This is a genomic window from Lysobacter defluvii IMMIB APB-9 = DSM 18482 (assembly GCF_000423325.1).
Lineage (GTDB): Bacteria > Pseudomonadota > Gammaproteobacteria > Xanthomonadales > Xanthomonadaceae > Novilysobacter > Novilysobacter defluvii.
Window position 1 is genome coordinate 290,710 of the sequence record NZ_AUHT01000006.1, and the last position, 17,123, is coordinate 307,832.

The 17,123-nt window shown below is 72.0% G+C and carries 16 protein-coding genes and 2 tRNA genes; 17 read left to right on the forward strand and 1 reads right to left on the reverse strand.

What is annotated here, in order from left to right:
• Nucleotides 1-2 precede the first annotated feature (2 nt).
• The 13 genes from sdhA (at nucleotide 3) to G545_RS0105875 (ending at nucleotide 12,926) form a co-directional block, all read left to right on the forward strand.
• Nucleotides 3-1,793: a succinate dehydrogenase flavoprotein subunit gene (gene sdhA, locus G545_RS0105815; RefSeq protein ID WP_027069565.1), complete on the forward strand. Its 1,791-nt coding sequence runs from the start codon at nucleotides 3-5 to the stop codon at nucleotides 1,791-1,793.
• 14 nt (nucleotides 1,794-1,807) lie between these two features.
• The gene (locus tag G545_RS0105820; RefSeq protein ID WP_027069566.1) at nucleotides 1,808-2,599 is read left to right on the forward strand and encodes a succinate dehydrogenase iron-sulfur subunit; all 792 of its coding nucleotides are present in this window, start codon (nucleotides 1,808-1,810) and stop codon (nucleotides 2,597-2,599) included.
• A 3-nt stretch (nucleotides 2,600-2,602) separates the two neighbouring features.
• On the forward strand, nucleotides 2,603-2,860 hold the full coding sequence (locus G545_RS0105825) for an FAD assembly factor SdhE (RefSeq protein WP_027069567.1): 258 nt from the start codon (nucleotides 2,603-2,605) through the stop codon (nucleotides 2,858-2,860).
• The gene (locus G545_RS0105830) at nucleotides 2,811-3,275 is read left to right on the forward strand and encodes a hypothetical protein (protein ID WP_027069568.1); all 465 of its coding nucleotides are present in this window, start codon (nucleotides 2,811-2,813) and stop codon (nucleotides 3,273-3,275) included. The genes G545_RS0105825 and G545_RS0105830 overlap by 50 nt, the downstream gene beginning before the upstream one ends.
• A gap of 6 nt (nucleotides 3,276-3,281) precedes the next feature.
• Nucleotides 3,282-4,526 carry a lipoprotein-releasing ABC transporter permease subunit gene (locus G545_RS0105835; protein WP_027069569.1) on the forward strand — a complete coding sequence of 415 codons (1,245 nt, stop codon included), beginning with the start codon at nucleotides 3,282-3,284 and terminating at the stop codon, nucleotides 4,524-4,526.
• On the forward strand, nucleotides 4,519-5,214 hold the full coding sequence (lolD, locus tag G545_RS0105840) for a lipoprotein-releasing ABC transporter ATP-binding protein LolD (protein ID WP_043711413.1): 696 nt from the start codon (nucleotides 4,519-4,521) through the stop codon (nucleotides 5,212-5,214). Before G545_RS0105835 ends, lolD begins: the two co-directional genes overlap by 8 nt.
• Before the next feature lie 18 nt (nucleotides 5,215-5,232).
• Entirely contained in the window at nucleotides 5,233-7,851 is a 2,619-nt protein-coding gene (locus tag G545_RS13750; RefSeq protein WP_081677747.1) for a DNA internalization-related competence protein ComEC/Rec2, read from the forward strand.
• Complete coding sequence (locus G545_RS0105850) at nucleotides 7,751-8,380, forward strand: MotA/TolQ/ExbB proton channel family protein (RefSeq protein WP_081677748.1); 630 nt, start codon at nucleotides 7,751-7,753, stop codon at nucleotides 8,378-8,380. The genes G545_RS13750 and G545_RS0105850 overlap by 101 nt, the downstream gene beginning before the upstream one ends.
• 5 nt (nucleotides 8,381-8,385) lie before the next feature.
• Entirely contained in the window at nucleotides 8,386-8,817 is a 432-nt protein-coding gene (locus G545_RS0105855; RefSeq protein WP_027069572.1) for an ExbD/TolR family protein, read from the forward strand.
• Nucleotides 8,814-10,577, forward strand: a complete 1,764-nt coding sequence (gene msbA / locus G545_RS0105860) for a lipid A export permease/ATP-binding protein MsbA (RefSeq protein WP_027069573.1) — start codon at nucleotides 8,814-8,816, stop codon at nucleotides 10,575-10,577. Before G545_RS0105855 ends, msbA begins: the two co-directional genes overlap by 4 nt.
• A complete protein-coding gene (gene lpxK, locus G545_RS0105865) occupies nucleotides 10,574-11,602 on the forward strand; it encodes a tetraacyldisaccharide 4'-kinase (protein ID WP_052347272.1) in 1,029 nt (342 codons plus the stop codon). The genes msbA and lpxK overlap by 4 nt, the downstream gene beginning before the upstream one ends.
• A gap of 69 nt (nucleotides 11,603-11,671) precedes the next feature.
• A complete protein-coding gene (gene kdsB / locus G545_RS0105870) occupies nucleotides 11,672-12,442 on the forward strand; it encodes a 3-deoxy-manno-octulosonate cytidylyltransferase (protein ID WP_027069575.1) in 771 nt (256 codons plus the stop codon).
• Nucleotides 12,443-12,446: 4 nt separating this feature from the next.
• Nucleotides 12,447-12,926, forward strand: a complete 480-nt coding sequence (locus tag G545_RS0105875; protein WP_027069576.1) for a low molecular weight protein-tyrosine-phosphatase — start codon at nucleotides 12,447-12,449, stop codon at nucleotides 12,924-12,926.
• A 20-nt stretch (nucleotides 12,927-12,946) separates the two neighbouring features.
• Here the strand turns inward: G545_RS0105875 and G545_RS0105880 are convergent, their stop codons facing one another.
• The gene (locus tag G545_RS0105880; RefSeq protein ID WP_052106815.1) at nucleotides 12,947-14,236 is read right to left on the reverse strand and encodes a DUF445 domain-containing protein; all 1,290 of its coding nucleotides are present in this window, start codon (nucleotides 14,234-14,236) and stop codon (nucleotides 12,947-12,949) included.
• A gap of 99 nt (nucleotides 14,237-14,335) precedes the next feature.
• Here G545_RS0105880 and uvrC point away from each other — a divergent pair, with 99 nt between their 5' ends.
• The 4 genes from uvrC to G545_RS0105900 all read left to right on the forward strand — a co-directional run bounded on the left by uvrC (nucleotide 14,336) and on the right by G545_RS0105900 (nucleotide 17,111).
• Nucleotides 14,336-16,264 carry an excinuclease ABC subunit UvrC gene (gene uvrC, locus G545_RS0105885; protein ID WP_027069578.1) on the forward strand — a complete coding sequence of 643 codons (1,929 nt, stop codon included), beginning with the start codon at nucleotides 14,336-14,338 and terminating at the stop codon, nucleotides 16,262-16,264.
• On the forward strand, nucleotides 16,261-16,824 hold the full coding sequence (gene pgsA, locus G545_RS13755) for a CDP-diacylglycerol--glycerol-3-phosphate 3-phosphatidyltransferase (RefSeq protein ID WP_036137564.1): 564 nt from the start codon (nucleotides 16,261-16,263) through the stop codon (nucleotides 16,822-16,824). Before uvrC ends, pgsA begins: the two co-directional genes overlap by 4 nt.
• A gap of 43 nt (nucleotides 16,825-16,867) precedes the next feature.
• Nucleotides 16,868-16,943 (forward strand) — tRNA-Gly (locus G545_RS0105895).
• Nucleotides 16,944-17,037: 94 nt separating this feature from the next.
• Nucleotides 17,038-17,111, forward strand: a tRNA-Cys gene (locus G545_RS0105900).
• Nucleotides 17,112-17,123: the final 12 nt, after the last annotated feature.

Consider the following 17,123-nt stretch of genomic DNA (forward strand, 5'->3'; position numbering starts at 1 on the left):
CCATGCCTGCCTATCCCATCCAGGAACACAAGTTCGACATGCTCGTGGTCGGCGCCGGCGGCGCCGGGCTGCGGGCCACCTTCGGCCTGGCCCAGAAGGGCCTGAAGACCGCCTGCATCACCAAGGTCTTCCCGACCCGCTCGCATACCGTGGCCGCCCAGGGCGGCGTCGCCGCGGCGCTGGGCAACATGGGCGAGGACGACTGGCGTTACCACTTCTACGACACCGTCAAGGGCTCGGACTGGCTGGGCGACCAGGACGCGATCGAGTACATGTGCCGCGAGGCGATCCCGGCGATCATCGAGCTCGAGCACCAGGGCGTGCCGTTCTCGCGCACCAAGGACGGCAGGATCTACCAGCGCCCGTTCGGCGGCATGACCACCAAGTACGGCGAGGGCCCGGCCGCGCAGCGCACCTGCGCCGCCGCCGACCGCACCGGCCACGCGATCCTGCACACGCTCTACCAGCAGTCGCTGGCGCATGACGCGCAGTTCTTCGTCGAGTTCTTCGCGCTCGACCTGATCATGGACTCCGAGGGCGCCTGCCGCGGCGTGCTGGCGCTGGAGCTGGAGACCGGGCAGCTGCACCTGTTCCGTGCCCAGGGCACCGTGCTGGCGACCGGCGGCTACGGCCGTGCCTACTTCAGCGCGACCTCCGCCCACACCTGCACCGGCGACGGCAACGGCATGGCGCTGCGCGCCGGCCTGGGCCTGCAGGACATGGAATTCGTGCAGTTCCACCCGACCGGCATCTACGGCGCCGGCTGCCTGATCACCGAGGGCGTCCGCGGCGAGGGCGGCATCCTGCGCAACGCCAACGGCGAGCGCTTCATGGAGCGCTACGCCCCGTCGGCCAAGGACCTGGCCTCGCGCGACGTGGTCAGCCGCTCGATGACCATGGAGATCCGCGAGGGCCGCGGCGTCGGCGAGCACAAGGACCACATCCTGCTCGACCTGACCCACCTGGGCCCGGAGGTCATCCACGAGAAGCTCCCCGGCATCGCCGAGTCCGCCCGCATCTTCGCCGGCGTGGACGTGGAGAAGGAGCCGATCCCGGTCATCCCGACCGTGCACTACAACATGGGCGGCGTGCCGACCAACTACCACGGCGAGGTCGTCCAGCTGAAGGACGGCAACCCCGACGCGGTGGTCCCGGGGCTGTACGCGATCGGCGAGGCGGCCTGCGTGTCGGTGCACGGCGCCAACCGGCTGGGCTCCAACTCGCTGCTCGACCTGGTGGTGTTCGGCCGCGCGGTGGCCAACCGTGCCGCCGAGACGATCAAGCCCGACGCCGCCCAGCCCGACCTGCCGAAGGACGCCTGCGACTTCTCCATCGCGCGCCTGGACAAGCTGCGCAATGCCAGCGGCGACACCCCGACCGCGGTCATCCGCGACCGCATGCAGCGCGCCATGCAGGCCGACGCGGCGGTGTTCCGCACCCAGGAGACGCTGGAGGAGGGCGTGCAGCGCATCCGCGAGATCCACGCCTCCTTCGCCGACGTCAAGGTCAGCGACCGCTCGATGATCTGGAACTCCGACCTGGTCGAGACGCTGGAGCTGGACAACCTGCTGGGCCAGGCGCTGGCCACCATCGTCTGCGCGGAGAACCGGACCGAGTCGCGTGGCGCGCACGCCCGCGACGACTACCCGGAGCGCGACGACACCAACTGGCACAAGCACAGCCTGTGCTGGGTCGACGCCGACGGCAATACCCGCATCGACTACCGCCCGGTGCACATGTACACGCTCACCGGCGAGGTGGACGTGGTCCCGCCGAAGAAGCGGGTCTACTGAGGGCAGCGCAGACCATGGCCGAATTCACTCTCCCCAAGAACTCCCGCATCCAGGACGGCCGCCACTGGCCGGCCGAGGGGGCCACGCGCAAGCGCACCTTCAAGGTGTACCGCTGGAACCCCGACGACGGCATGAACCCGCGGACCGACACCTACGAGGTCGACCTCGACAAGTGCGGCCCGATGGTCCTGGACGCGCTGATCAAGATCAAGAACGAGATCGACCCGACGCTGACCTTCCGCCGGTCCTGCCGCGAGGGCATCTGCGGTTCGTGCGCGATGAACATCGACGGCACCAACACGCTGGCGTGCACGAAGGCGATCGAGGACTGCGGCAAGGGCGACGGCGAGGTGCCGATCTACCCGCTGCCGCACATGGAGGTGGTCAAGGACCTGATCCCCGACATGACGCACTTCTACGCGCAGTACGCGTCGATCAAGCCCTGGCTGCGCACGCAGAGCCCGACCCCGACCGACCGCGAGCGGCTGCAGACCCCCGAGGACCGCAAGAAGCTCGACGGGCTGTACGAGTGCATCCTGTGCGCCTGCTGCTCGACCAGCTGCCCGAGCTACTGGTGGAACGGCGAGCGCTACCTGGGCCCGGCGATCCTGCTGCAGGCCTACCGCTGGATCGCCGACTCGCGCGACGAGGACACCGGTGCCCGCCTGGACGACCTCGAGGATCCGTTCAAGCTGTACCGCTGCCACACCATCATGAACTGCACCCGGACCTGCCCGAAGGGGCTCAATCCGGCCAAGGCGATCGGCGAGATCAAGAAGCTGATGCTCGAGCGCCGCGCGCTCTGACCGATGGTGGACCAGGCGGACGAGGTCGAGCTGCGCCGGCTGCGCTGGAAGTGCCGGCGCGGCATGCGCGAGCTCGACCAGCTGCTCACGCGCTGGCTCGAGCGCGAGTGGCGGGGCAGTCCCGCCTCGCAGCGGGAGGTTTTCCTACGGCTGCTGGAAACCGAGGACGATAAGCTCTGGGTCTGGTTGATGGGACGCGAACGCCCCGCCGATGCCGAGCTTGCCGCCCTCGTCGAGTACATCCGCCAGCTCCCGCCCTGAGCCGGGCCAGCCCTTCGCCTGGCACCCGTCGCGCCAGCAGCAGGTCGTGCTGGCGATGCTCACCGCCGCCGCGGTGCTGGCGGTCCTCAACTGTGCACTCCCGGCCGTGGCCGCCTTTCCGGTGGCCGCGGCCGTGGCCGTTCGTGGCGGCTGGCTGGCGGTCCGCGAGGGTCGGCGCCCGCCGCTGGGCCTGGAGCTGGCGCCCGGGCGTGCCGAGGTGGATGGCGCCCGCGTCGCGGCGGTCGCGGTCGAGTGGCGTGGGCCACTGGCCTTCCTGCGATGGCGGGACGCGGCCGGGCGCGTGCACCGCAGGACTTGGTGGCCCGACGTGCTGCGGCCCCGCGATCGCAGGCGCCTGCGGCTGGCGGCCGGCAACGAAAGCGCTTCGCCGGTGGTCGCATCGGTGGCACCATAGCGCCGCATGTTCAAGCCCATTCCCGTAGCCATCGGCCTGCGCTACCTGCGCGCCAAGCGCCGCAACGGCTTCATCTCCTTCATCTCGCTGGCCTCCATCCTCGGCATCGCGCTGGGCGTGGCGGCGCTCATCACAACGCTGGCGGTGATGAGCGGCTTCCAGACCGAGATCCGCGACCGCATGCTGCAGATGGCCGCCCACGCGACGGTCAGCGCCTGGGGCGAGCCGGTGGTCGGCTGGCAGCGGGCGGTGGACCTGGCGCTCACCGACCCGCGGGTCGCCGGCGCCGCGCCGTACGTGGAGAAGGAGGCCCTGCTCAACGGCCCGCGCCAGCAGCCGGCGATGGTGCGCGGCGTGGTCGCCGCGGACGAGCGCACCGTCTCGGTCATCGGCGACAAGATGCTGGAAGGCGAGCTGGAATCCCTGGAGGCCGGCAGCTTCAACATCCTGCTCGGCCGCGAACTGGCGGCATGGCTTGGCGTGGGCATGGGCGACGAGGTGGTCATGACCGTCGCCGAGTTTTCCAGCACGCCGGTCGGGGCGATGCCGCGGGTGAAGCGCTTCACCGTCAGCGGCATCTTCGAGGTCGGCTACAACGAGTACGACCGCGGCATGGCCTTCACCAGCATGGCCGACATGCAGCGCCTGCTGCGCATGGGCGATGGCGTCACCGGGGTCCGGCTGCGGCTGCACGACATGGACCTGGCCAGCGACGTCGCCAGCGACCTGGCGCTGCGCCTGGGCGGGCCGCACCGGGTCACCGACTGGACCAGCGACAACGCCAACATGTTCCGCGCGCTGCGCATGGAGAAGACGATGATGGCGATCCTGCTGTCGCTGATCATCGCCATGGGCGCCTTCAACCTGGTGTCCTCGCAGGTGATGCTGGTCACCGACAAGCAGGCCGACATCGCGATCCTGCGCACCCTGGGACTCAGCCCGCGCGGGGTGATGGACGTGTTCATGGTGCAGGGCAGCCTGATCGGGGTGATCGGCACCGTGCTCGGCGTCGTCGGCGGGATCCTGCTGACCCTCAACCTGCAGAACATCCTCTACGCGATCGAGAAGGCCTTCGGCGTGACCCTGCTGCCGTCCGACGTCTACTACATCACCGGGCTGCCGACCGAGCTCAAGCACGGCGACGTCACCGCGGTCGCGCTGGTGGCGCTGGCGATGGCCTTCCTGGCCACGATCTACCCGGCCTGGCGCGCGGCGCGCACGCCGCCGGCGGAGGCGCTGCGCTATGAGTGAGGTGGTGATCGAGGCGCGTGGCCTGGCCAAGACCTACCGCGAGGGGAAGCTGGTCACGCCGGTGTTCGAGGACCTGCAGCTGGCGGTGGCCGCCGGCGAGACCGTGGCGATCCTCGGACCCTCCGGCGCTGGCAAGAGCACGCTGCTGCACCTGCTGGGCGGACTGGACACCCCCAGCGCCGGCGAGGTGTACGTCGCCGGCCACCGCATGAGCGGCCTGAGCGACGCCGAGCGCGGCGCGCTGCGCAACCGCTCGCTGGGCTTCGTCTACCAGTTCCACCACCTGCTGCCCGAGTTCACCGCGCTGGAGAACGTGATGCTGCCGGTGATGCTGGCCAACCGCGGCATCCCGGAGGCGCGCAACCGCGCCCAGGCGTTGCTGGAGGCGGTCGGCCTTGGCCACCGGCTCGGCCACAAGCCCGGCGAGCTCTCGGGCGGCGAGCGCCAGCGCACCGCGGTGGCCCGCGCACTGGTGAACCGCCCGGCCTGCGTGCTGGGCGACGAACCCACCGGCAACCTCGACGAGAAGACCGCCGCGAAGGTGTTCGGGATGATGCTCGAGCTCAACCGCGAGCAGGGCACCAGTCTGGTGATGGTGACCCACGACCGCGGCCTGGCGCGCCGCATGGACCGCGTGCTGGAACTGCACGACGGCCGCCTGCGCGAGTGGGTGGACGAGGACGACTGACCCAGGGAAGGAACCCCGATGGAACGAGCGGCAGGGACGCCGCAGTCCGGCAACACAAGCGATGGCACAGGCGAGCCCCGCGCGGATGAGCGCGGGGTGCGCTGGTGCGTGCGGCCGTTCGGCCCCGCGACGGCCGCGGCATTGCTCGCCGGCACGCTGGGCGTGCTGCTGCTTCCGGCGCTGCCGCCGTGGCCGTTGCTGCTCTGCGCGCTGGCGGCGGGCCTCGCCGGCTGGTGGCGGGGAGGGCGCATGCGCCTGGCCGCCGTCCTCGCCTGCGGCTTCGCGTTCGCCGGGCTGCACGCGGCGCACGCGCTGTCGCTGCAGCTGCCGGCCGACGGGCGGTTCGATGCCCGGGTGAGCGGCCGGGTGGCCGGGCTGCCCGACCACCGGGGCCGGCGCACCGGTTTCCTGTTCCGGATCGACGAGGGCCGGGCCGGCGGGCAGATCCTCGGCGGCCGCCTGGTGCGCCTGTCCTGGTACGACGGATTCGATGGCGCCCCGACTGGTCGCGACCAGCTGCAGGCCGGCCAGCACTGGGAGTTCGAGCTGCGGCTGCGGGCCCCGGGCGGCCTGCGCAACCCCGGGGGCCACGACAGCGAGAAGCACGCCCTGGCCCGGCGCCTGGCGGCAACCGGGTACGTGCGCGAGCCGGCCGCCGCGCGACCGCTCGGTCCGCCGCGCGGCCTGCAGGCCTGGCGCGAGTCCATGGCCGCGCGGATGGAGGCGGCGCTCGACCCGCCGGGGGTGCACTACGTCCGCGCGCTGGCCCTGGGCGACACCCGCGGCCTGGGCGACGGGGACTGGCACGTGCTGCGAGCCACGGGCCTGACCCACCTCATCGCGATCTCCGGCTTCCACGTCGGGCTGGTGGCGGGGTTCTTCGCCCTGCTGGCGCGCCTGGCCTGGTGGATGTCGCCCTCGCTGGGACGGCGGGTGCCGGCGCCGGTCGCCGCGGCGGTCGTGGCCCTGGCGGGCGCGGGGCTCTACGCCGCCGCGGCGGGCTTCGCGCTGCCGACGGTGCGCACCGTGCTGATGATCGGGGTGGTCGCGGCCTTGCGGATCGCGCGCCGCCGGACCGGCGCCTTCCACACCCTGGCGCTGGCTGCGATCGCGATCCTGCTGGTGGACCCGCTCGCGGTACTCGGGGCCGGCTTCTGGCTGAGCTTCCTGGGCGTCGCCTGGCTGGTCTGGTGCCTGCCGCGTGCGGGGCGCCGGCCCGTGCGCGACCTGCTGCAGGCGCAGTGGGTCGCCAGCGTCGGGCTGTTGCCGCTCACGGTCGTGCTGTTCAACCAGGCCTCGCTGGCCGGACCGCTGGCCAACCTGGTCGCCATCCCCTGGTGGACGCTGGTGGTGGTGCCGCTGTCGCTGCTGGGCACCGGGCTGGAGGCGCTGGCTGCCGGCTCGGGGGCGTGGGCCTGGCGGGCGGCGGACTGGTGCTTCGGCCTCAGCTGGCCGCTGTTCGAGTGGGTCGCGGCCAGCCCGCTGGCGTTGTGGTGGCTGCCGGAGGCGCCGTGGTTCGCGGTGCCGCTGGCGCTGGCGGGCGCGTTCTGGATCCTGCTCCCGCGTGGCTTGCCGGGGCGTGGGTTGGCCCTGCTGCTATGGCTGCCGCTGCTTTGGCCCGACCGGAATTTGCCGCAGGCGGGCGGCCTGGACCTGCACCTGCTGGACGTGGGGCAGGGCCTGGCGGTCGTGGTCCGCACCGCCGGGCACGTCTTGCTGTACGACACCGGCCCGGCGGTGCCGGAGGGGTTCGACGCCGGCGAGCGGGTGGTGCTCCCGGCCCTGCGCGCGCTGGGGGTGCGCGGGCTGGACCGGGTGGTGGTGAGCCATGGGCACGGCGACCATGCCGGTGGCCTGCCCGCCGTGCTGCTGGGCATGCCCGCTACGCGCGTGGATGCCCCGGAGGGCAGTGGGATCGCGGAGGCGCGGCCCTGCCACGCGGGCGATGCCTGGGAGTGGGACGGCGTGCGCTTCGACTACCTGCACCCCGGTCCACACTTCCCGTACCTGGGCAACGATGCGAGCTGCGTACTGCGCATCCGCGGTGCCCACGGCACGGTGCTGCTGCCGGGCGACATCGGCGAGGTGATCGAAGGCCGCGTGGCCGGGGCGGTCGGAGGCGACGGGACCGGGCCGGCCGCGGCCGATGTCGTCGTCGTGCCGCACCACGGCAGCACCAGCTCCTCGAGCCCGGCGTTCGTCGCCGCGACCGGTGCCCGCCACGCGCTGGTGTCGGTGGGCCACGGCAACCGCTTCGGCCACCCGCGCGCCGAGGTGGTGGAGCGATGGCGGGAGGCGGGCGCGCGGGTGGACTCGACCGCGCAGGGCGGGGCGCTGCGGGTGCGGCTGGATGCGGACGGGATCGCGGTCGAACCGCGACGGGCGACACACCCGCGCCTGTGGGACGCCCGCCGGCGCAAGGCGGGGATGCCGGGCGGACGGGACGCCGCGCTATCCTATCGCGCTGATCGAGGGCCGCCCCGGCCCCGAATGGAGACCGATGGTGCTGGAACTGGTCCGGGCCGGCGGATGGCCGATGATCCCCCTGCTGATGTTGTCCGCGCTGGCGCTGGCGCTGATCGTGGAGCGTGCGTGGACGCTCCGGCGTGCGGCGGTGCTGCCGCCGGGCCTGGGTGAGGAGGTCCGTACCTGGGCGGCCGGCGGCCGGCTGGACCCGGCGCACATCGACACCCTGCGCGGCACCGCGCCGCTGGGCGCGCTGCTCGCCGCGGCGCTGGACGTGCGGCACCGCCCGCGTGACCAGGTGCGCGAGCGCATCGAGGACACCGGCCGGCACCTGGTGCACGGCATGGAGCGCTACCTCAACACCCTGGGCACCATCGCCGCGGCCGGGCCCCTGCTCGGGTTGTTCGGTACGGTCGTGGGCATGATCGAGATGTTCATGGGGATCCTCGACTTCGGGATCGGCGATGTGAACGAGCTGGCCGGCGGCATCGGCAAGGCGCTGGTGTGCACGGCCACCGGCATGGTGGTCGCGATCCCGGCGCTTTGGGCGCACCGCTGGTTCCGCGGGCGGATCGCCGGCTACATCGTCGACATGGAATCGGAGGCGATCCGCCTTCTGGACGTGCTCGACAGCCCTCCCGCGCCCGCACCCACCGCGCCGGGCAGCCACGGGATCACCCCGGCCCTGGCCAAGGGCTGACCTCCATGCGCATCCGCGACCATCGCCGCGACGACGAACCGGAGATCAACCTGGTCCCGTTGATCGACGTCATCCTGGTGATGATCATCTTCTTCGTGGTCACCGCGACCTTCGACGCGCGCTCGGTGATCCGGCTGGAGCTGCCCCGCGCCGACGGCGAGCAGGTGGATGCCGCGCAACCGCTGCTGGTGCTGGTGAATGCGCAGGGCCGCTATTTCGTCGGCGACCGCGAGGTGCTGCGCGACGACGTGGAGTCGCTCAAGGCGACCCTGCGCGAGGTCGCCGGGGACGACCGCGAGCGCCCCGTCATGCTGCGCGCCGACGCACGCACGCCCTGGCAGGCCATCGTGACGGCCTACGACGCGCTGGGGCAGCTCGGGTTCCGGCGCATCCTCAACGCGACCGCGCCACACGACGCCGGGGACGCGGCCGGATGAGCGCTCCGCCGCCTCCCGCCCAGGCGACGCCCTGGCAGGTCTACCGCCGGCTGGTCGGCTTCTCGCAGCCGTACCGCGGCCTGCTGCTGGTCGCCCTGGCCGGCATGGTCATCGAGGCGCTCGCCGCCGGCGCGTTCGCCCGGCTGATGCAACCGGTGGTCGACGAGACCTTCATCGAGCAGGACGGGGCATCCAGCCTGCTGCTGCCGGGCGTGATCATCGCCCTGTTCCTGCTGCGCGGCGTGGCCGGCTACCTGACCGACTACAACATGGCGCGCGCCGGGCGCGGCATCGCCCGCGACCTGCGGGTGCAGGTGCTGGGCAAGTACTTCCGCCTGCCGGGCCTGCGCTTCGACGCCGAGCCGGTGCCTTCGATGCTGGTGCGCCTGGGCTCCGACAGCGACCAGGTCGCCCAGGCCGCGATCGACGCGATGAAGGTGATGATCCAGCAGTCGCTGCAGGCCATCGTCATGCTCGGCGTCATGCTGTGGACCAGCTGGCAAGTCACCGCCGCGATCCTGGTGCTGGCGCCGCCGCTGGCCTGGGTGATGGACAAGGTCGCCAAGCGCTACCGCCGCATCAGCCACCGGATCCAGGAAAGCGGGGCGGCGCTGATGCAGCAGGCCGACCAGGCGCTGGGCGGGCAGCAGGAGGTGAAGGTCTACGGCGCGCAGTCCGTCGAGCTGCAGCGCTACCGCAAGCAGGCCGACCACCACCTGAAGCTGAGCCTGAAGGTCGAGTCCACCCGCAGCATCTCCTCGGCCATGGTGCAGATGATCGGTGCCGTGGGGCTGGCCGTCCTGCTGCTGCTGGCGGGCTACGAAGCCCAGGCCGGCCGGCTGAGCGCCGGCGATTTCGTGGCGCTGATGGTGGCGATGATCGCGATCATCCCCGCGCTGCGCTCGCTGACCAACGTACAGAACATGCTGCAGCGCGGGGTGGCCTCGGCCGACCGGCTGTTCGCCATCACCGATTCCGAGGACGAGGTCGACAGCGGTACGCTGCCGCTGGAGCGCGCCACCGGGCTGGTCGAGTTCCGCGACGTGGTCGCCCGCTACCCGGGCCAGGAGCGGGCCGCCATCGACGGGGTCAGCTTCACCGCGCGCCCGGGTACGGTCACCGCAATCGTGGGGCGCTCGGGCAGCGGCAAGTCGAGCCTGATCAAGCTGATCCCGCGCTTCTACGAGCCCGAGTCGGGCGAGATCCTGCTGGATGGGCAGCGGGTGCAGGACTACCGGCTCGCGGACCTGCGCCGCCAGATCGCGCTGGTCGGGCAGCAGGTGATGCTGTTCGACGGCAGCGTCGCCGAGAACGTCGCCTACGGCGAGCTCGAGGACGCGAGCCCGGAGGCGCTCGAGCAGGCGGTGCGCGGCGCGAATGCGATGGAGTTCGTCGAGCGCCTGCCCGAGGGCATGGATACCGGCATCGGCGCCAAGGGCGGCCGCCTGTCCGGTGGCCAGCGCCAGCGTCTGGCGATCGCCCGCGCGATGCTCAAGGACGCCCCGATCCTGATCCTGGACGAGGCCACCGCCGCGCTGGACACCGAGTCCGAGCGCCTGGTGCAGGATGCGCTGGAGCGACTGATGCCGGACCGCACGACCCTGGTCATCGCCCACCGGCTGTCGACTATCGAGGACGCCGACCAGGTGCTGGTCATGGACGAAGGCCGCATCGTCGAGCGTGGCACCCACACCGAACTGCTGGCGCGCGGCGGACTGTACGCGCACCTGCACCGCATGCAATTCCGCGAGGCGCAATGAGCCAGCCCCCTGCGGTGCGCCGCGAGCACCAGCCGCACTACTGGTACAGCGAGGCACCCGTTCCCCTCCACATGCGCCTGCTCGCCCCGGTCTACGGTGCGCTGAGCGGCGTCCGGCGGCGCATGTACTCCGCGGGGCTGCTGCGCCGGCGCCACCCAGGCGTGCCGGTGGTGGTGGTCGGCAACATCACCGCCGGCGGCGCCGGCAAGACGCCGCTGACCATCGCCCTGGCCGAGCGCCTGCGCTCGGAAGGCTGGAGCCCCGGCGTGGCCAGCCGCGGCTACGGCCGCGCCGACGCCTCCCGGCCGACCTGGGTCGAGGCCGACACGCCGCCGGAGCAGGGCGGCGACGAACCGGTGCTGATTGCCCGACGTACCGGCGTGCCGCTGCGCGCCGACCGTGACCGCGCCGCCGCGGCGGCCGCGCTGGCCGAAGCGGGCTGCGACATCGTCCTGTGCGACGACGGACTGCAGCACTACCGCCTGGAGCGCGACATCGAGATCGAAGTGGTGGACGCCCGCCGCCGTTACGGCAACGGCCGGCTGCTCCCGGCCGGTCCGCTGCGGGAGCTCCCCGCGCGCGCCGCGCGCTGCGACTTCCGGGTGGTCAACGTCGCCGGCGCGAAGAACGGCGAGGGGCCCGGCACCGGGTTCGGCGAATGGCCGATGCGGCTGGTCTTCGATCGTGCGGTCCCGGTGCGCGGCGGGCGCCCCCGCAGCCTGGAGTCCTTCGTCGGCCATCGCGTGCATGCCGTGGCGGGTATCGGCAACCCGGAGCGTTTCTTCGGCATGCTGCGCGACATGGGGATCGCCGTGGTCCCGCACGCCTTCGCCGACCACCACCGCTACCGCGAGTCCGACTTCGAGTTCGGCAGCGCGCTGCCGGTGCTGATGACGGAGAAGGACGCGGTCAAGTGCGCGGGCTTCGCCACCGACGCCTTCTACGCCGTCCCGGTGCGCGCCGAGTTGCCAGAGGCGTTCTGGGTCAAGCTCCTCGACCGCCTCGACGCCCTGCGCACCCCGTAGGGCGCAATAGCCGCGCCCAGCGGCGTATTGCGCCGTGCCGGGCGGACGGCACATGCAAGAATCCCCCGCATGGAAACCTCCGATTTCGTAGTCGCCATCCCCGCCCGCCACGACGCCAGCCGCCTGCCCGGCAAGCCCCTGCGCCTGCTGGCCGGCGAACCGCTGGTGTTGCATGTCGCGCGCCGTGCCCTGGCGTCCGGTGCCCGCGAGGTGTGGGTTGCCGCGGATGACGAGCGCATCGTGCGCGCGCTGGAGGGCAGCGGCGTCCGGGTCGCGCTGACCGACGGCGGCCACGCCTCGGGCACCGACCGGCTCGCCGAGTGCGCCCGCGTCGCCGGATGGGCCGACGACCAGGTGGTGGTCAACCTGCAGGGCGACGAGCCGTTCGCGCCCGCGGCCGGCATCCGTGCCGTCGCGGCTCTGCTCGCCTCCAGCGGGGCGGAGATGGCGACGCTCGCCACTCCGGTCGAGGACCTCGAGACCCTGCGCGACCCCAACGCGGTGAAGCTGGTCCGCGCCGCCTCCGGCGATGCCCTGTACTTCAGCCGCGCGCCCGTGCCATGGCCGCGCGATGCCTTTGCCAGCGCGCCGGACCGGATGCCGGAAGGTGGCCACTGGCTGCGCCACATCGGCATCTACGGCTACACCGCCGGCTTCCTGCAGCGCTTCGCCACCATGCCGCCGGGGCGGCTGGAGCAGATCGAGGCCCTGGAACAGCTGCGCGTGCTGGAGGCGGGCCTGCGGATCGCCGTCGGCATCACCCCGGAGCCGTTCCCTCCGGGCGTGGACACGCCGGAAGACCTCGCCCGTGCGGAGGCGCGGATCTCGGCCAATGGCTGAGCCCGTGCGGCTGCTGCTCGTCTGCCTGGGCAACATCTGCCGCTCGCCGATGGCCGAGGGCGTGCTGCGCGAACGCATCGAGCGGGAAGGCCTGGCCGACCGGGTCGAGCTGGACTCCGCCGGCATGGGTCCCTGGCACGTCGGTCGTCCTCCCGACCCGCGCGCGATCCGGTCGGCCGCGGACCACGGCATCGACATCTCGGGTCTGCGCGGGCGCCAGGTGGACGCGCGCGATTTCGATCGCTTCGACTGGCTGCTGTGCGCCGACCGCTTCAACTTGCGCGAGTTGCAGGCGCTCGCCCCGGATCCGGACGCCCGCCGCCGGGCCGCGCTGCTGCTGGACTGGTCGGGGGCGCGGCGCAATGGGGAGATCCCGGATCCGTATACCGGCGGGCCCGAGCACTTCGAGCAGGTCTGGGACCTCTTGCAGCAGGCCGCCGATGGCGTGGTCCACCGCCTGCGCGACGAACTGCGCGGCCGCTGACGGCGGCCTTGACCCCCGGCTCAGGCCAGCCAGGCAAGCAGCTGCACGATCCCGAACAGCAGCCCGCCGATCAGCGCGCCGATCGCGGTCCCGTTGTAGCGGATGTACTGCAGGTCGCTGCCCACGCTCAGCTCCAGCTCGCGCACCAGCTCATCGGTGTCCCAGCGCCCGACGCGCTCGACGATGAAGTCGCGGATCCCTCCGCGGTAGCGCTCCACCAGCGGGCCGAGGGTGTCGGCGAGCCAGCGGTTGATCCACTCGCGCATCGCCGCGTCCTCCACCAGCCGCTCGCCCAGCACCTGCGCGGCGCGAGTGGCGCGGGCCGCGATGCGCGAATCCTCCCGCTGGAGGTCGGCCTCCAGCCAGGCCAGGAGCTGGTTCCACAGGCCGTGGATGTAGCGGGGCAGGGCGGGGTCGTCCAGCAGGCGGTCGCGCAGCTCCCCGACCCGGGCGCGCAGGGCATCGTCGTGGTGGAGGCGCTCGATGAAATCCTCGACGTAGTGGTCGAAGCGCAGCCGCATCTCGTGGTGCGGGTCGGCTGCCATCTGCGCGACCAGGTCGGCCACCCCGGCCACGACCTTGCCGGCCAGCTTGCGTGCGACCGGCTCGTCCAACCCGGTGATCCGCAGGACCGACCACATCTGCGGACTGATCCGCGCCGCCACCATCTCCTGGGTCGCGGGGTCGGCGAGGAAGGCGCCCAGATCGCGCAGCACGCTGTCCAGCAGGGCCTGGTGCCGGCGCTCGTGGGTCATCAGCCGGAGCACCTGCGCCGACAGGCCGGCCAGATCCATGCGCTGCAGCTGTTCGCGGGTCAGGCGCTGCAGGAAGCCGTGCAGCCGTTCGCTGTCGAGCAGGGCGAGCACGTGCGGTGACAGCTGGACCACCAGGGCACCCGCCTTTTGCGCGTGCCGCGGGTCGGCCAGCGCGTTGGCCATCCTCCAGGCCGGGTCGAACTCCTCCAGCTTGCGGACCACCTCGCGGCGCTCCAGGAAGTGCTCGCAGATGAAGTCGGCCAGGGCGCGGCCCAGCTGCGCCTTGCGCCGCGGGATGATCGCGGTGTGCGGGATCCAGCGCTGGCCCAGCGGGTGGCGGAACAGCGCGACCACCGCGAACCAGTCGGCCAGCCCGCCGATCATCGCCGCCTCGGCCATGGCGACCACCAGGCTGAAGCCCCAGTGCGGCGACCGCAGCTCGAGCCAGCTGCCGGCGATGAACACCAGCGCGGCCGCCACCAGCATGGCGACGGCGATGCGCTTGCGGCGGGCCAGCGCGAGCGCGCGGGGGGAGGTCGGTTCGGCAGGCGCCATGGCCGGATCATTGCAGCCCACGAGGGCCGGGCGCCACCCGCCGCCGCCTGAACGGCGCAGGCGGGAGTGGGCCCGGACGGGCGATAATGGCCGCCATCCATGCAGCAGAAGCCGCCCCCGACGCCCGATCCGCCGCCGTTCGACGGCAAGGCCTTCGCCCGCGAGCTGAGCACCGCGCCGGGCGTCTACCGCATGATCGGCGCCGACGACCAGGCGCTGTACGTCGGCAAGGCCAGCGCGCTGCGCAACCGCGTGGGCAGCTACTTCAACGCCACGCCCAAGTCCGCCCGCATCATGTCGATGCTGGCGCAGACGGTGCGGATGGAGGTCACCGTCACCCGGACCGAGTCCGAGGCGCTGATCCTCGAGAACGAGCTGATCAAGTCGCTCAAGCCGCGCTACAACGTGCTGCTGCGCGACGACAAGAGCTACCCGTACGTGCTGATGACCCGCGAGCAGTGGCCGCGGATCGCCATGCACCGCGGGCCGCGCTCCACCCCGGGCCGCTACTTCGGGCCGTACGCCAGCGTCGGCGCGGTGCGCGACACGCTCAACCTGATCCACAAGCTGTTCAAGCTGCGCAGCTGCGAGGACAGCGTCTTCCGCAACCGCAGCCGGCCCTGCCTGCAGTACCAGATCGGCCGCTGCAGCGCGCCCTGCGTGGGGCTGGTGCATGCCCGCGACTACGCCGAGAGCGTCCGCCAGGCCACGCTGCTGCTGGAAGGCCGCAGTGACCAGCTGACCGACGAGCTGGGCAAGCAGATGGAGCACGCCAGCACCCGGCTGGACTTCGAGGAGGCCGCCCGCCTTCGCGACCTGATCAGCTCCATCCGCACCCTGCAGGCCCGCCAGTACGTCGATGGCCGCGCGGCCGACCTGGACGTGCTGGCGATCGCCATGCAGGGCGCCAGCGCCTGCGTGGTGCTGCTGAGCTTTCGCGACGGGCGGAACCTGGGCACGCGCTCGTTCTTCCCGAAGACCAACGGCGTGGAGGATCCCGCGGAAGTGCTGGCCGCCTTCGTGTCCCAGCACTATGGCGAGCAACTGCCCCCGTCGGAGATCGTGATCGACCGCGACATCCCCGACCGGGAGCTGCTCGAGGAAGCCCTGTCGACCACCGGCGAGCGGCGGGTCCAGCTTCGACACCGGGTGCGCGGCGACCGCGCCCGCTACCTGGACATGGCCGCCCGCAACGCCCAGATCACGCTGGCAAGCGAGATGACCAGCAGCGCCGCCCAGCTCGCCCGCGCCGAGGGCCTGCAGGAACTGCTGGCGCTGCCGGAGCTGCCCGGCCGGATCGAGTGCTTCGACATCAGCCACACCATGGGCGAGGCGACCGTGGCCTCGTGCGTGGTGTTCGACGCCGAGGGTCCGGTGCGCAGCCAGTACCGGCGCTTCAACATCAGTGGCATCGAGCCCGGCGACGACTACGCCGCCATGCACCAGGCCCTGACCCGGCGCTTCCGGCGCGCCGTGGCGGTAGCGGGGGAGGGTGGCGCGCCGGCCGCGGGCAAGCCCGACAAGGCGCGCGGCGTGCTGCCCGACGTGCTGCTCATCGACGGCGGCGCCGGGCAGGTCGCCCAGGCCAACGAGGTGCTGGGCGAGCTGGGGCTCACCGGAATCGCGGTGGTCGGCGTCGCCAAGGGCCCGGCCCGTCGCCCCGGCGACGAGGAGCTACTCCTTCCCGATGGCCGCAAGGTGCGCCCGGGACCGGAATCGCCGGCCCTGCAGCTGGTCCAGCAGGTCCGCGACGAGGCCCACCGCTTCGCCATCACCGGGCATCGCGGCCGCCGCGCCAAGGCACGCAACACCAGCCGGCTGGAGGACATCCCCGGCATCGGCCCGCGCCGGCGCGCCAACCTGCTCAGGCACTTCGGCGGCCTGGGCGGGCTGAAGGCGGCCGGCGTCGAGGAAATCGCCCGCGTGGAAGGGGTCAACGCGGCCCTCGCCGAGCGGATCTATGCCACCCTTCATGGCCTGGAAACAGCCCCGCCGCCCGGCGCGGAGCAGGGGCGGAGCAACCCATGAGACTGACCGTACCGACCATTCTGACCCTGCTGCGGATGCTGATGATCCCGGTGCTGGTCCTGGTGTTCTACCTGCCGTTCAAGTGGGCCAACTTCGCGGCCGCGGCGCTGTTCGCGTTCGCCTCGCTGACCGACTGGGCCGACGGCTGGATCGCGCGGCGCTACAACCAGTACTCCAACTTCGGCGCCTTCCTGGACCCGGTGGCCGACAAGCTCATGGTCGCGGTGGCGCTGATGCTGATCGTGCAGGCCCACCCCACGGTGTGGATGGCGCTGTGGGCGGCGGTGATCATCGGCCGTGAGATCGCCGTGTCGGCGCTGCGCGAGTGGATGGCCGAGGTCGGCCAGCGCTCGAAGGTCAAGGTCGCCACGCTGGGCAAGCTCAAGACCGTGGTCCAGATGGTCGCGCTGGTGATGCTGCTGTACCAGGAAGACCTCCTGGGGCTGCCGGTGTTCGTCGTCGGCGAGTGGCTGCTGGCGGGCGCCGCGCTGCTCACGCTGTGGTCCGGCTTCGAGTACCTGCGGGCCGCGTGGCCCTCTTTGAAGGAAGATGTGAAATAACAGTTGACAGGTTCCGCCGCATGTCTAAAATGGCGGCTCCCAAGCGGGAATAGCTCAGTTGGTAGAGCACGACCTTGCCAAGGTCGGGGTCGCGAGTTCGAGTCTCGTTTCCCGCTCCAAACAAGCGGCTGCAAAGCCGGCGCTCCGGATCACCGGGGCAGCGCAGAACAAAGCCCCGTTCGCGGGGTTTTGTTTTTTGCGGTAACGCCATCCGGCCTGATGGCAGAGTGGTTATGCAGCGGACTGCAAATCCGCGTACGCCGGTTCGATTCCGACTCAGGCCTCCAGGATCAAACCCC